Here is a 13,942-nt window from a genome sequence, read left to right on the forward strand (position 1 = left end):
AAGCGTATTAGAATAAGGAAAGGATGGATGTGGATTATATGTATAAATCAATCATTGAAAATGAAATAGATCAGGTGATTTCGATATACTGTGATGGCTGTGTCCTTAAAAAACAATTAACAAATATAATAGGGAAGACAGCTTCGCACCGAATTTGCATTTCGAATTGTCCGATAGGTGAGCAACTGCAGTTTTTAGGTGGAGAAATGAATAAAATACCAAAATAGTATCCCGCAGGCAACAAAGGCCGGCGGGATAAATTAATTAATATGTTTTTATGAATTCTTAGAGACATTGGCTGCCTGGGGACCTCGATTTCCTTCAGTAATTTCGAAAGATACTGATTCGCCCTCATCAAGCGTCTTAAACCCATCTCCGATAATACCTGTAAAGTGGACAAACACATCTTCACCGTCATCCGCTTCTATGAAACCATAGCCTTTTTCATTGCTGAACCATTTCACTTTTCCCTGGAACATGTAATGACCTCCTCAGCCTCTCAATGTCCATCAAATAAACTTTGTGGCTGTTTTTAACTATACATGAATCGACATAACACGTCAATAAAACGTCTGAACTTTTAGATAATTGAGTGCAGTCCAGAATAAGTAAAAGAATGGGTGATAAAATGGAAAACCTAATTAATGATTGTACTAAGACTGCCCTAAAAGTCTATAAAAAATTCGATGCAAGCCATGATTTTGCGCATATTGAACGTGTAATGAAAAATGCGTCTATCATAGCTTCTACCAAACCTGAAGCAGATCAATCTATTGTTCAATTATCTGCTTTACTTCATGATATCGATGATGCTAAATATAAATTTCATGAGAATCCGACTGCCAAAGAAATACTAGAAGTAAATGGGGCGAGTCCTGAACTTATTCGAAAAGTATTAGCGTGTATAGATAGTGTGTCGTTTAGCGGAGGAAATGAACGTGAAATTACTTCTATTGAAGGTGCGATACTTCGAGATGCTGACCGGCTAGACGCGCTGGGTGCTATTGGCATTGCGCGCACATTTGCATTTGGTGGTGCAAGAGGAAGAAAGTTATATGACCCTGGCGAAAACATTAGAAGTGAAATGTCTGAAGAAGAATATCGGAAGAGGGGAACAGCGTCTGTTACACATTTTTATGAAAAGTTATTGTTATTGAAAGATATGATGATCACAACAGAGGGAAAAAGATTGGCCGAGGAAAGACATAAGTATATGATAGGTTTTTTAGAGCAGTTGGATTTGGAAGTTGATTATAAAAATTGATGTTAATAATAGGTGAAACAAGAAGATTTTTCAAAGGTCTTCTTGTTTTTTAATATCATTAATTTATTACCATTTTGTCTGTCTTACTGTCCCTTATCTTGTAAAAGTAATCCAAATAAGCTTGTTCATAAGCGAATCCGGCCTTTATCAACTTTCTTTCACCGAATGCAGGTCCTGCTAACTGAAGTCCGATAGGTAAACCGTTTGAATTAATCCCACATGGAATTGATAAAGCTGGTTGTCCCGTTAAGTTGAAAACGGCAGGTAATCGAATCATTGTATTAAATGTGCTGTCTGTAATACCGTCAATCGTAATTTCTTCCTCACCAATTTTCTTGGTCGCGTCAGGTGTTGTCGGCGTAGCAATTAAATCAACTATTTCAAATACTTTTTCAAAATCAGTAAATAATTGATTTTTCCTTTTTAATGCTTTCAAATAGTCTAACGCCGTAATGGAATGACTGTATTGAAGTGATGCTTTTACATCTGAACCATAAGAATCTAATGTTTCTTTAATCGATTTTTCATGGACAAGTCCCGCTTCGGCAATTCCGATGCTAAATGAAAGCGCAAGATCTTCTGGTGTAAAAGGAATATCAATTTCAATTAGTATTGCTCCTAGCTTCTCGAAGTTTTCGAGTGCTTCTGCATAAAGGTCTGCTGTTTCACTTTCAATAAGCTCGTTAAAATAGTTTTTTGGAACGCCAATTCTGATTCCGCGAATGTCTGTATATAATGAGTCAGAATAATTCAAGCCAGTCATCGCTTCCATCAAAAAGCTTAAATCACGTATGTTTTTTGTTAGCGGACCGATATGGTCTAGTGTCTTTGATATGTTTTTCACATTTGTGGCGTCAATTAATCCGTGCGTAGGTTTCAATCCAATAATACCTGTCGCAGCGGCAGGTATTCGAATTGAACCAGCTGTATCTGTTCCGATTGAAGCTGCGCTTAATGAAGCTGCAACTGCAGCGGCGGATCCACCACTTGATCCACCAGGCGTATGGTCTGTATGCCAAGGGTTTTTTACAGCGCCATAAAATGGATTATTTGATGTGATTCCGAATGCATATTCATGCATATTGACTTTGCCAAGTGTGATTGCACCTTCACGTTTAAGTATATTGACGATACCTGCATCTACGTCAGGTATAAAGTTCTTATCGATTTGAGATCCGCTTGTTGTTCGCACACCTTTAGTGTACAAATTATCTTTATAAGAAATTGGGATACCTTCTAACATTCCTGTTTGTTCACCAGCTAAATATTTCGCTTCAGAAATACTTGCTTGGGTTAAAGCGAGCTCAGAAGTAACTGTAATGAAAGCATTTAACGCACTAAACTCTTCGATTCTTTTCAAATAATCACGAGTTACTTCAACAGGTGAAAAGTCTTTTCTTGTATATCCATCTTTCAATTCTGCAATAGTTAAGTTTTTCATTAATTATTCCCTCCTATTGCCATCAGTCTAGCATATTAATTTTAGACAACAAGTTTTCAATCTTTAATTTGAATAAAAGCTCTTATTTACATTGTAATTGTAATCAATGCGTAAAGTTCGGCTATTTAATTAAGCCTATTAATATAATTATGAGGATAATTAACAAACTTCAAAAAGAATTATTCAACAAGAAAGTTTGCATTCCTTAATGATTGTTCCGCAGCGTTAATTTTATCTACATTGTCCGCAATAATCGTATGTAAATGAATGCCATCGGTTAATTCTAATAAAAAATTTGCTTTCTTATCTTTTATATTTTCTATAAAGTTTTTAACTTCATTTCGGTTTGACACCATAATAGATGCTGTTAAATCACCATATACAGGATGTTCTATTTTCACATCCTTTACAGTAATTCCATGATCAACTAAAATGTTGAGCTCTTCTTCAGTTTGAGCGGCTGAATGAAAACAAACAATGGTTTTTTCGATGTACTCTGGTTCAGTTTGCGGATGCATATATACGTAACCGCGACTTGTCGCAATGATTGGTTCACCTTTTGCTTTCAATAAAGTAATATCCCCAACAATTACTTGCCGACTGACATTCGCCATGTCTCCAAGTTCTCTTCCCGGAATGGGTTCGCTCGATTTTTTTAAAGTTGTAATGATGAACTGATGACGCTCTTCACCAAGTATTTTCTCGTTAACACTCATCTAATCCCTCCGCACACTCTTCTTCCTGTCTTTAAATAACTCGATGGTTTGCAGTGAGTTTCTCCCCATGAATTTGCTTACTAATAAGAATTAATTGGTCTGCTAAAGCATTGACACTTTCCAAAGTAGTCTCTTCACCGAAAGAAATCCGAATAAATTCTCTAGATTTTTGTATATCGATTTGTAAGGCTAGCATTGCTTTTGAAGTCGTTTGTTGCCCTACTTGACAGGCACTCCCTGTCGAAATGGCAAATCCTTTACGGTTTAATTCTAACATCATTAATTGCCCTTCAATATTATTGACGCGAAGTCCAATAATTTGGGAGAGTTGCTTATGTTTTTCAAAAGACTCATGAATTATGAAAGATTCAGGATATCGTGCAAGTTTAAGTAATAAACTTTCTCGATATATATTAAAAGTATTAGCACTATCTTTATAATCTGGTATTTGCTGCACAGCTGTAACGAATGCAGCAATGCCTGGTACATTTATAGTTCCACCTCTAAAACCAGATTCATGAACAAGTCCTGGGAATACGGGGACAAGTCGATGGCGCGGATGTATATATGTGACTCCAACACCTTTCGGCCCGTAAACTTTATGAGCAGAAATTGTTAAACAATCAACTACCTTTGCAATGGGAATTAAATCTACCTTGCCAAAAGATTGGATGCAGTCGCTATGGAGTAAAATATCGCGTTTTTTTAGCATAACAGAAATATCTTCGATGGGTTGGATTGTTCCTATTTCCGAATTAATATGCTGGACACTTACGAGTATTGTATCTTTTGTAATGGCATTTTCTAGTTCATCCAAATCAATAAATCCGTCTGTTGTAAATGGTATTTTCGTAATGATAAAACCGTCATCACGAAGATATTCAAGTGCTGAATCTATTGAAGGATGTTCACCTAGTGTTGAGATAATATGATTGCCATTATTTCTATTCGCCTTGGCTAGTGAAATAATTGAAAGTAAATTACTTTCAGTACCTCCGCCAGTAAAATAAATCCCAGCAGACTGTACGCCGAGAACCTTTGCTAGTTCAGCACGAGAATAAGCTAATATATTTTGTGCCTCAGCACCTACTTCATGAAGGCTACTTGTGTTCCCGTAACACGCGCTTGCAAGTTTAGTATAAACAGCTGCCGCATCTGGATGAAGTGGAGTTGAAGCGGCATAGTCAAAATAATACACAGTGTTTCCCTCCTGAAAATGATTAATTAATAGTTTCATCTTGTCATATAAAGAGAAATATGTAAAGATAGGTGTCAAGACACTTCGAGTGATAAGGAGATTCTCTGTGAAAAATTATACTTGTATTATTATTGGAAGTGGAATCGCAGCCATACAATTCGCTAAGCACCTTGATAAAGAATCGAGCGTGTTGATGATTACAAAGTCTACGGTAAAATCGAGCAATTCTTACCGTGCACAAGGTGGAATCGCGGCAGCTGTTGCTAAAAGTGATGATCCATTTTTTCATTATGAAGATACGCTACAAGCTGGTTGTTCATTTCAAAATGAGTATGCAGTAAGAGAATTAGTCGAAAATGGTCCATTGCTTATTAAAGAATTGACAAGTGAAGGATTGTCTTTTGATAGAGATGCTGATGGCGAATTGTCGCTTGGTATGGAAGGTGCACATAGCCAAAAAAGAATTCTTCATTGTGGTGGCGATGCGACAGGAACACATATTGTCAATCACTTACTAACAAAATTACAATCCAATATTGAAATTATAGAAAATCATTTTGTTTATGAATTAATTATTCATCCGATTACGAAAGTGTGTATTGGAATTAAATCTAAAGATGCGGCAGGGATTAATCATACTTATTTAAGTAATCAAGTCGTGTTGGCTGTCGGTGGAATTGGCGGGTTGTTTGCATTTACATCAAATGATTTGTCGGTCGCGGGTGACGGCATTGCACTAGCTTATCGTGCCGGAGCGAAAGTGATTGATATGGAATTTATTCAATTTCATCCAACACTGTTATTCGCAAATAATAGAACATATGGCTTAGTTTCTGAAGCGGTCAGGGGCGAAGGAGCTCGTCTTGTAAATGAAAGCGGGATACCAATTATGGAGGGGATTCACCCGATGAAAGATCTCGGGCCGCGCCATATTGTGTCCATGGAGATCTATAAGCAAAGATTATTAGGTCATGATATTTTTCTTGATATATCAATGATTCATGAATTCGAAAAGAAGTTTCCGACAATCACAGCATTATGTGTAGCAAAAGGGATTTCATTGAATGATAAAAGTATTCCTGTAGCACCTGGTTGTCATTTTCTAATGGGTGGTGTGGTAGTGGATACAGTCGGTCAAACAACTGTTAAAGGATTGTTTGCGATTGGAGAAACCGCTTCAACAGGTGTACATGGTGCAAATCGGCTTGCAAGCAATTCGTTATTAGAAGCACTTCATTACGGTGGAAAAGTTGCTCAATATATAAATCGACTTCCAAAAGCACCCATAAATTCATTTCCAATTGTAGCAGAAATGGATTATGTATCTATTAAAGCGATGCCTGAAAAACAAGAAATTCAAGAGAAAATGATGGCATATGCTGGAATTATTAGGTCGAAAATTGGGCTCATTTGTTTAGATAGTTGGTTAAATCAATCAATTAAATCATTTAGAGTAGACATCACGCTTGATAACTATACTGAGGATGAAGCTCAGCGGTTGTTTATGCTGCAAACTGCAAAACTTGTGACAAGTGCTGCCTTATTAAGAGAAGAAAGCAGGGGGGCACATTGTCGAGAAGACTTTCAAAACGAAAACACCGAATGGGAAAACTTACATATCGTTCAATCACAAAATGCAACAGAGATAAGGAGCAGAAATAATGAACATAATCAAGTTGAAATCCATGCTTGAGCAGTTTTATATTGAAGATATTGGTGACGGAGATCTATCCACTACATTTTTATTTCCTGAAGATGCGAAAGGTGAACTGAATCTTATTGCAAAGGGAGCTGGAGTGTTTTGTGGAAAACATATAATTCAAACTAGTTTAAATGTCGTAGATCATAATACGACGGTTACTTGTCATGTGAATGATGGTGCGCAAATTGAAAGCGGTACGATTATTGCCACAGCAAATGGTTCAATTCAAAGTTTGTTGAAAAGTGAAAGGGTTCTTTTAAATTTAATTCAACGAATGAGTGGTATTGCAACAGCGACTCGTGAATTTGTGAATCGTATAGAAGGAACAGATACAAAAGTGTGTGACACAAGGAAAACGATGCCAGGACTGCGCATGTTAGACAAGTATTCGGTTCGAATGGGCGGTGGATTTAATCATCGTAATGGGTTGTTTGATGCTGTTATGTTGAAAGACAATCATTTGGCTTTTGCTGGTTCAATTACGAATGCTGTTCGTACAGTAAAAGAAAATCTAGGGCATACAGTGAAAATCGAAGTGGAAATCGAAACCTTGGAACAATTAAAAGAAGCGATTGCTGCACAAGCAGACATTATAATGTTCGATAATTGTTTACCATCAGAGATTAAGGAATGGATAGGTATTGTTCCAGATTCAATAATTACTGAAGCATCAGGCATGATTACTAAAGAAAGTATTCTTGAATATGCAGAATCAGGTGTTGATTTTATTTCATTAGGATCCTTAACACACTCTGTGCAAGCTTTTGATATAAGTGCAAATGTCTCCGTCAAAAAAAAATTATAGGGGGAAACGATTATGTCAGTATTACAATATTTCAAAGAACAAAAAAGTGGTACACTACCTGAAGTTTATAAGAACTTAACAGACGAGCAAATGGTATTAAGAATAAATGAAATAAAACAACAGTTAGGTAAAAAACTATTCATTCCAGGTCATCATTATCAGCGTGACGATGTCATACAATTTGCTGATGCTGCTGGAGATTCACTGCAATTAGCGCAAATATGTGCAGATAATAATGAAGCAGAACATATTGTTTTTTGTGGTGTTCATTTTATGGCAGAAACTGCGGATATTTTAACGACGGATGATCAAAAAGTCTATTTGCCGGATATGCGCGCGGGTTGTTCGATGGCAGATATGGCGGATATATTCCAAACTGATCGAGCATGGGCGGAACTTGAGCGTTTATTTGGTGAAACAATTGTCCCATTAACATATGTGAACTCAACGGCTGCTATTAAAGCATTTGTCGGGAAAAATGGAGGCGCCACAGTAACGTCTTCAAACGCTCACACAATGGTAAAGTGGGCATTCACACAAAAAGAACGGGTTCTATTTTTACCAGACCAACACCTGGGCAGAAATACAGCTTTCGATGTTGGCATACCGCTTGATAAGATGGCTGTTTGGGATCCAATTAATGATGTATTGGAGTATGATGGAGAAGTTGAAGACATTAAAGTAATATTGTGGAAAGGGCATTGTTCTGTACATGAAAAATTCACAGTTCAAAACACAGTTGATGTAAGAGCCGAATATCCAGAAATGCGTATTATTGTTCATCCAGAATGTCCGCGTGAAGTAGTCGAACTTGCAGATGATAGCGGCTCTACTAAAAACATTATTGATAGAATTAATGATGCTGAAGCTGGAAGTCAGTGGGCGGTAGGTACAGAAATGAACCTAGTAAATCGTCTTATACAACAACATCCAGATAAACATATTATCTCTTTAAATCCAAGTATGTGTCCGTGTTTGACAATGAACAGAATTGATTTGCCGCATTTACTTTGGAGTTTAGAGAGCATTGTAAAAGGCGAGCCAGTGAATCAAATTATTGTTGATAAAGAAACGAGTAAAGATGCCATTTATGCATTAGATAGAATGTTGGCAAGAGCTTAAATAGTTAGTTGAAAAAGAAGTATACGGAGTGAACTCCAACCTGTTCAGTTGAGTGGTACAAAAGTTAAAATAATAAGCAAAGTAACATCGAATTAAAACAACAATCAGCATCGCAATTAGCGATGCTTTTTCGCTTTATAAAAGGATTTTCGTTGTAATACTCGTATAATAATAGAATAAGTATATATTCACTATTCAACAAAGGGGCCAGCGACTTTTGAAAATCATTGCTTTATCCTCCAAACGACACGCTTTCTGTGAGAGAAGAATAAAATCATTCCTCTTTTGGGCGTGCATTTGAGCCTTCTCGGTCGCAAAACCACATGCATCCTGCGGGGTTTCAAAACACACGCTGACCCTCCGGAGTCGGCCATCTTCCGATTCAAGCAATAGAGTGTACTAATTACAAGTTCATTAAATAAACGGGCCATTTTGTGTAACATTACTTTAAAGAAAAATTGGTAAGAAAGAAGATATTGTGAAGATTTTCACTCAAACTAACCGGGGAAGGCTAGCTAAAGAAGACATCCTTAATAAATACTAATAGATGGCTAAACGTTTTTGTTGTGATTCTTTATTTTGAAAATGAACGATTTACCCAAGTTAGTCGTATTACATATAGAACATTATAGTATGGAGTAGATCTCATGGATGAAAAGGATTTAATTCGAAAGGCGAAAAAAGGAGATACATTGGCGCTTTCGAAACTGCTAGAACAGAATTATTCGTTCCTTGTAAAGTATTTAATGAAAGTTACCCTTCATCCACAAATCGCAGAAGATTTAACACAAGAGACGATGATGAAGTGTATTGAAAAAATCCAATTGTATAATGGTGAATCCAAGTTTTCCTCATGGCTCATCACAATCGCAACGAACCTTTTTATCGATCAACAGCGTAGAAAGAAGCGGGAGAAAAACTGGCTAGAGCAGGAACAAGCGCTCCGGAAAATGAAATGGAATGCAGCCAATATGAACGAAGAATGGACTGATGTACTTGATGTACTTGCTCAAATTAATGAAGAAATACGTATGCCAATCGTGTTAAAGCATTATTACGGATATTCATATAAGGAAATTGGAAAAATGATGGGTATTGCAGAAGGAACAGTAAAATCTCGAGTTTCAAATGGTCTAAAAAGGGTACGAAAGGAGTTGGCTGAACTTGAAGGAGTATGATTCTAAAAATAGTAATTCTACGTTGGATGATGAAGATGAATTAACGGTTAAAGAATTAATAGATGGTTTAGAAAAACTTGATCAATGGAATCCAGTATCTACTCCAAACTTACAATGGTTTCAACAGAATGTTGAATTAGAGAAAAAAAGAATACGTAAAAAACAATGGAAAGACCTTCTCACGTTTATCTTTGTTGCAGTATTTGTGCTTTCTGTTGTGATTGCTATCGTTTATCGTCAGCCAATTCTTTTTCTTTATTTTCAGCTTGTGGGGATTATCTTATTGCCCTTAGCTCTTAACAAAACTAGAAAGAAGGTCAGTAATGAATGAACTCAAACAAATTAAGTAGCACACCGCTTTTGTTATTGATTGTAATTGCATTCATTCTGATTTGCCAGAGCTCATGGATGTTTTGGGATGCACAGAAGAGGGGACACAATGCTTGGCTATGGGGCTTTTTAGGCCTTATTCAATTTCCAACGTATCTTATTATTTATCTTATTTTTGCAAGAAAAATATTTAAAAGAAAGGTCTCGGGATCAAATTCCTGAGATTTTTTTTATTTATTTTTTCGTGAGTGAACGATTAGACCAACGTAATCGTATTAATGGTAAATAAACAATTAGGAGGAGAAAAATGAATGAACTGTTAAATGGAATCCCATGGGGAGCGATTGCACCAATTCTTGTCTTAGAATTCATTCTTAAGATTACCGCATTAGTTTCTTGTATTAGAGGAGAAAAAACGAACGGACCAAAATGGTTGTGGATCCTTATTATTCTCTTTATCAACTTAATAGGACCAGTGCTTTATTTCGTTGTTGGAAGGAGAAATGATTAATGGCGTTATTAAAGGCAAGCGATTTAGTAAAAAGATTTGGAAATACGAATGCTGTTAAAGGAATCAATTTTCATATTGAAGAAGGCAGGTGCGTTTCATTACTTGGACCAAATGGTGCAGGAAAAACAACGACATTAAAAATGCTATGCGGTTTGTTGGAACCGACTTCAGGTAGTATTGATTTTAAAGGAAAAAAAGCAAAGGATTTAAGGCAGTTTATTGGGTATTTACCTCAATATCCTGCTTTCTATAATTGGATGAGCGGAATGGAGTTTCTTGTTTTTGCAGGACAATTAGCAAAGCTGAATCGTAAAGAAGCAGAAAAAAGAAGTGAAGAATTACTTGAACGAGTGGGCTTAACAAATGCGAAGAAAAGAAAAATAGGGGGTTATTCTGGTGGAATGAAGCAGCGCCTCGGATTGGCACAGGCACTCATTCATCGTCCGAAATTACTACTTTTAGATGAGCCTGTTTCAGCACTCGATCCACTTGGGAGACGGGAAGTGTTGGAAATGATGAGAGAGATTAAAGACGAAACAACAATTCTCTTCTCAACTCATGTCCTTCATGATGCAGAAGAAATAAGTGACGACATTCTTATCATGCATGACGGAGAAATTGCGATATCAGGTAGCTTGGGAAGTGTAATGGAAAAGTATCGACAACCTATTTTAAAAATTGAATTCGAATCACAGGCTTCGGAATGGCTAAATAGCATAGCGAGTTATAGCTTTGTATCTGAGGTAAACATTCAAGGAAATAGAGCCAACATCGTATTAAAAGATATGGTAAATGGGAAGCAAGCATTATTAAAAGATATTGTAGATAGAAAAATTCCGATTCGTAAGTTCGAGATTTCTCAAACGACATTAGAAGATTTATTTATGAAGGTGGTGAAGACATGACGCAATGGACTGTTCTGTATCGAAAAGAAATGACGGAAATGGTGCGAAATTTTAAACTTTTATGGATTCCCATTGTTTTTATTTTGCTAGGTGTCATGCAACCGGTTAGTTCTTATTATATGCCGGAAATTTTGGACACTTTTGGCGGTCTTCCAGAAGGTACAATCCTTGAAATGCCTACTCCAACTGGGGAAGAAGTATTAATGAGTGTTCTATCTCAATATGGGGTGCTGGGTGTACTTATTCTTGTTTTGAGTGCAATGGGTGTCGTTTCCGCGGAAAGACAGAGTGGAGTAGCAGGTATGGTCATGATTAAACCAGTTCCTTATTCCTCGTATATATTATCGAAATGGGCTGGGTTACTTACAATTACACTCATTTCATTGTTTATCGGATATGTAGCTTCTTGGTATTATACGAGTTTACTCATTGAAACAGTCGCTTTTGAGCGCATCCTTCAAAGTGTAGTGATCTACAGCATATGGTTAGTTTTTGTTGTTACATTGACGCTCTTTTTTAGTACGATAATGAAAGGAAATGGCAGTGTCGCTTTTGTTACAATTTTTGTGGTCTTTGCCATTTCGACGGTTACATCCATTCTAGGAAAGTATATGAAATGGAGTCCGGCTACAATGACTGAGCACACGGGACAGGTCTTGTTGTCAGGAGAACTAGATTCTAGTTTCTTGCTAGCTTTTACTACAACTATTGCTATTATCATCGTCGTTCTCATCTTATCCATACAAATCTTTAAGCAAAAAGAGCTATTGGAATAAAAAAGGTATCCTACCGTGTGTATTCTTTTTTTATAAAGTTTATGAAACACTTCACTTAAACTTTAGGGGCTTTACTTCAATAACGTTGTTCTAGTAACGGGTGCAATTCTAGGATAAAGAATCTGCCCCTTTTCAGTAATCGGCCCATTATGTTGAAGATTGCAAGTAAAAATTAATTAAACCTTATTCCGTAGCCACGGCTAAATATCTTATGAAGTATCTCTGTCCTATCAGGGATGCTTTTTATTTTTGTCAAATAAGAAAGGATATTAGTAAAACAACATTAAAACATTGCAATGTAATAAAAATTTATTGTAATTCAATAAATACTGTGTTAGAATTATAATAAGGAAAAATAAGTGAGGTGCTTTTTATGAAACAAGGAACAACTCTATTTTTAAAGGTAGCTGTTTTTCTTATTGGAATTACGATACTTGTTTTGTGTGTATTTTTGCTGCCTTGGTTAGCAAATTATACCGCAAAAATGTATCCTGAATTTGCTTATTTGCAATATCCCATTTTAATCGGGCTATATATAACAGCAATCCCATTTTTCATTGCCCTGTATCAGGCTTTAAAACTTTTAAATTACATTGATAGAAAAAATGCCTTCTCGGATATGTCCGTAAATGCACTAAGAAAAATAAAATACTGTGCGATAACAATTAGTATCTTATATGTAATAGGCGCTATATTTTTATTGACACAAAACGCTTTACACCCTGGAATAGCAATTATTGCATTTACAATTATTTTTAGTTCCATTATTATTGCAGTCTTCGCTATGGTTCTTCAGAAATTGTTTAAAAGTGCTTTAGATATAAAGTCAGAAAATGATTTAACAGTCTGAGGTGAAAACAGTGGCGATTATTATCAATATTGATGTGATGTTAGCAAAAAGAAAAATGAGTGTAACAGAACTATCCGAAAGAGTTGGAATCACTATGGCTAACATTTCTATTTTGAAAAATGGAAAAGCAAAAGCGATTCGATTATCAACTTTAGATGCTATTTGTAATGCTTTGGATTGTCAGCCAGGGGATATTCTTGAATATCAAAGTGATAAAGATATGCAAGAATAAATAATCAAATAATTAATTTAAAAAGGGGTTGAGAATTTATGAAGAAACCGTTACTTTTATCAATTTCATTTTCGATAGTTTTGTTTTTATCTGCTTGTACAAATAATACTGGTGCTTTAATAAAACCAAATGAGAATAGTATGGTTATTCACATAAAAAGCAACGCTAATTTTGATTTTTATTCGATAGAATTCAGTACTGATGGTGAAATCACAGGCGGTATAAGTTATGCTGATGGCTCTGAAATTCGAAAAGGGGACACACTTAGTAAAGAATATATTGATCAAGAAGACTTTAACTTAGATGGCAAAAAAACATTTAAATTTACATTGATAAATGAAATGGAAAAAAAGATACCATTGAAAGAAATAACACTTGAATTAGCAACAAACAAGGAATACTCTTTTGAAATCATTGGTGATTCGATAAATGAAGCTGGTTTAAAAAGAATAAATTAACAATTCCTCAATCGGGGGTGCGATTGTGTAACAAAAATATTTATAGTCACTTAGTTGATTGGAGTGCAGAGCGGCGACTCCAGCGGAAACAACACGATCTGAAAGCCCCGCAGGAAGAGCCGTCACGGAGAACGGCTTTTGCGACCAAAAAGCGTAGCGTTTGAGAGCACTCTTTTTTTTCGCGACGAGGAGATTGAAGACGTGTCCGCGGAAAGCGTCCGCTCGGAACGGAAATCAACGGGATTGAAGGATAACCTGACTTTTTCAGTGCCCTCATCAGCGGGACAGGTGAAACAATTAACGGTAGCGATGAGAACGGGTTGGTCCACCGCCCTCCGGAACGCGTCCGTCTGAAACGGAAATCAATGTGCTAAATATACTTACTTGGATGCCATTCTTGAACAAGACGTCGTATCCATTTTTGACGTAAGTTCCAATTAATTCAAATGTCTAT

17 protein-coding genes are annotated in these 13,942 nt (G+C 36.3%); 13 read left to right on the forward strand and 4 right to left on the reverse strand.

What is annotated here, in order from left to right; translation table 11 throughout:
* Positions 1-38 precede the first annotated feature (38 nt).
* Complete coding sequence (locus tag AC3RV6_RS07055; RefSeq protein ID WP_489748741.1) at positions 39-227, forward strand: zinc-finger domain-containing protein; 189 nt, start codon at positions 39-41, stop codon at positions 225-227.
* 48 nt (positions 228-275) lie between these two features.
* Here the strand turns inward: AC3RV6_RS07055 and AC3RV6_RS07060 are convergent, their stop codons facing one another.
* On the reverse strand, positions 276-479 hold the full coding sequence (locus AC3RV6_RS07060; RefSeq protein ID WP_489748742.1) for a cold-shock protein: 204 nt from the start codon (positions 477-479) through the stop codon (positions 276-278).
* 149 nt (positions 480-628) lie between these two features.
* Here AC3RV6_RS07060 and AC3RV6_RS07065 point away from each other — a divergent pair, with 149 nt between their 5' ends.
* Positions 629-1,264 carry an HD domain-containing protein gene (locus AC3RV6_RS07065; protein WP_489748743.1) on the forward strand — a complete coding sequence of 212 codons (636 nt, stop codon included), beginning with the start codon at positions 629-631 and terminating at the stop codon, positions 1,262-1,264.
* Between the two features lie 58 nt (positions 1,265-1,322).
* Here AC3RV6_RS07065 and AC3RV6_RS07070 read toward each other — a convergent pair whose 3' ends face one another.
* The 3 genes from AC3RV6_RS07070 to AC3RV6_RS07080 form a co-directional block, all read right to left on the reverse strand.
* Positions 1,323-2,705 (reverse strand): amidase, encoded by a 1,383-nt coding sequence (locus AC3RV6_RS07070; protein WP_489748744.1) that lies wholly within the window; start codon positions 2,703-2,705, stop codon positions 1,323-1,325.
* A 179-nt stretch (positions 2,706-2,884) separates the two neighbouring features.
* A complete protein-coding gene (locus tag AC3RV6_RS07075; RefSeq protein ID WP_489748745.1) occupies positions 2,885-3,421 on the reverse strand; it encodes a transcription repressor NadR in 537 nt (178 codons plus the stop codon).
* A gap of 31 nt (positions 3,422-3,452) precedes the next feature.
* Positions 3,453-4,619 (reverse strand): IscS subfamily cysteine desulfurase, encoded by a 1,167-nt coding sequence (locus tag AC3RV6_RS07080; RefSeq protein WP_489748746.1) that lies wholly within the window; start codon positions 4,617-4,619, stop codon positions 3,453-3,455.
* Between the two features lie 106 nt (positions 4,620-4,725).
* On the opposite strand from AC3RV6_RS07080, the gene nadB reads away from it, so the two are divergent.
* The 11 genes from nadB to AC3RV6_RS07135 all read left to right on the forward strand — a co-directional run bounded on the left by nadB (position 4,726) and on the right by AC3RV6_RS07135 (position 13,488).
* The gene (nadB, locus tag AC3RV6_RS07085; RefSeq protein ID WP_489748747.1) at positions 4,726-6,312 is read left to right on the forward strand and encodes an L-aspartate oxidase; all 1,587 of its coding nucleotides are present in this window, start codon (positions 4,726-4,728) and stop codon (positions 6,310-6,312) included.
* On the forward strand, positions 6,281-7,126 hold the full coding sequence (gene nadC / locus AC3RV6_RS07090; protein WP_489748748.1) for a carboxylating nicotinate-nucleotide diphosphorylase: 846 nt from the start codon (positions 6,281-6,283) through the stop codon (positions 7,124-7,126). Before nadB ends, nadC begins: the two co-directional genes overlap by 32 nt.
* Before the next feature lie 12 nt (positions 7,127-7,138).
* The gene (gene nadA, locus AC3RV6_RS07095) at positions 7,139-8,248 is read left to right on the forward strand and encodes a quinolinate synthase NadA (RefSeq protein WP_489748749.1); all 1,110 of its coding nucleotides are present in this window, start codon (positions 7,139-7,141) and stop codon (positions 8,246-8,248) included.
* Positions 8,249-8,895: 647 nt separating this feature from the next.
* Entirely contained in the window at positions 8,896-9,426 is a 531-nt protein-coding gene (sigY, locus tag AC3RV6_RS07100) for an RNA polymerase sigma factor SigY (RefSeq protein WP_489748750.1), read from the forward strand.
* Entirely contained in the window at positions 9,413-9,757 is a 345-nt protein-coding gene (locus AC3RV6_RS07105; protein ID WP_489748751.1) for a YxlC family protein, read from the forward strand. Before sigY ends, AC3RV6_RS07105 begins: the two co-directional genes overlap by 14 nt.
* Before the next feature lie 306 nt (positions 9,758-10,063).
* A complete protein-coding gene (locus AC3RV6_RS07110; protein ID WP_489748752.1) occupies positions 10,064-10,267 on the forward strand; it encodes a PLDc N-terminal domain-containing protein in 204 nt (67 codons plus the stop codon).
* Positions 10,267-11,172, forward strand: a complete 906-nt coding sequence (locus AC3RV6_RS07115) for an ABC transporter ATP-binding protein (protein ID WP_489748753.1) — start codon at positions 10,267-10,269, stop codon at positions 11,170-11,172. The genes AC3RV6_RS07110 and AC3RV6_RS07115 overlap by 1 nt, the downstream gene beginning before the upstream one ends.
* Positions 11,169-11,948, forward strand: a complete 780-nt coding sequence (locus AC3RV6_RS07120; RefSeq protein WP_489748754.1) for an ABC transporter permease — start codon at positions 11,169-11,171, stop codon at positions 11,946-11,948. The genes AC3RV6_RS07115 and AC3RV6_RS07120 overlap by 4 nt, the downstream gene beginning before the upstream one ends.
* A gap of 373 nt (positions 11,949-12,321) precedes the next feature.
* Positions 12,322-12,798: a DUF2975 domain-containing protein gene (locus tag AC3RV6_RS07125; protein WP_489748755.1), complete on the forward strand. Its 477-nt coding sequence runs from the start codon at positions 12,322-12,324 to the stop codon at positions 12,796-12,798.
* A gap of 10 nt (positions 12,799-12,808) precedes the next feature.
* Complete coding sequence (locus AC3RV6_RS07130) at positions 12,809-13,030, forward strand: helix-turn-helix domain-containing protein (RefSeq protein WP_489748756.1); 222 nt, start codon at positions 12,809-12,811, stop codon at positions 13,028-13,030.
* Between the two features lie 38 nt (positions 13,031-13,068).
* Positions 13,069-13,488, forward strand: a complete 420-nt coding sequence (locus AC3RV6_RS07135; protein ID WP_489748757.1) for a hypothetical protein — start codon at positions 13,069-13,071, stop codon at positions 13,486-13,488.
* Positions 13,489-13,942 lie beyond the last annotated feature (454 nt).

The organism is Sporosarcina sp. So3-204, from assembly GCF_058068165.1.

What these genes read in the sequence shown, in the direction of transcription:
- AC3RV6_RS07055 (WP_489748741.1), top strand. Translation starts at nt 39, where the DNA reads ATGTATAAATCAATCATTGAAAATGAAATAGATCAGGTGATTTCGATA.
- AC3RV6_RS07060 (WP_489748742.1), bottom strand. Translation starts at nt 479, where the DNA reads ATGTTCCAGGGAAAAGTGAAATGGTTCAGCAATGAAAAAGGCTATGGT.
- AC3RV6_RS07065 (WP_489748743.1), top strand. Translation starts at nt 629, where the DNA reads ATGGAAAACCTAATTAATGATTGTACTAAGACTGCCCTAAAAGTCTAT.
- AC3RV6_RS07070 (WP_489748744.1), bottom strand. Translation starts at nt 2,705, where the DNA reads ATGAAAAACTTAACTATTGCAGAATTGAAAGATGGATATACAAGAAAA.
- AC3RV6_RS07075 (WP_489748745.1), bottom strand. Translation starts at nt 3,421, where the DNA reads ATGAGTGTTAACGAGAAAATACTTGGTGAAGAGCGTCATCAGTTCATC.
- nadC (WP_489748748.1), top strand. Translation starts at nt 6,281, where the DNA reads ATGAACATAATCAAGTTGAAATCCATGCTTGAGCAGTTTTATATTGAA.
- nadA (WP_489748749.1), top strand. Translation starts at nt 7,139, where the DNA reads ATGTCAGTATTACAATATTTCAAAGAACAAAAAAGTGGTACACTACCT.
- sigY (WP_489748750.1), top strand. Translation starts at nt 8,896, where the DNA reads ATGGATGAAAAGGATTTAATTCGAAAGGCGAAAAAAGGAGATACATTG.
- AC3RV6_RS07110 (WP_489748752.1), top strand. Translation starts at nt 10,064, where the DNA reads ATGAATGAACTGTTAAATGGAATCCCATGGGGAGCGATTGCACCAATT.
- AC3RV6_RS07115 (WP_489748753.1), top strand. Translation starts at nt 10,267, where the DNA reads ATGGCGTTATTAAAGGCAAGCGATTTAGTAAAAAGATTTGGAAATACG.
- AC3RV6_RS07120 (WP_489748754.1), top strand. Translation starts at nt 11,169, where the DNA reads ATGACGCAATGGACTGTTCTGTATCGAAAAGAAATGACGGAAATGGTG.
- AC3RV6_RS07125 (WP_489748755.1), top strand. Translation starts at nt 12,322, where the DNA reads ATGAAACAAGGAACAACTCTATTTTTAAAGGTAGCTGTTTTTCTTATT.
- AC3RV6_RS07135 (WP_489748757.1), top strand. Translation starts at nt 13,069, where the DNA reads ATGAAGAAACCGTTACTTTTATCAATTTCATTTTCGATAGTTTTGTTT.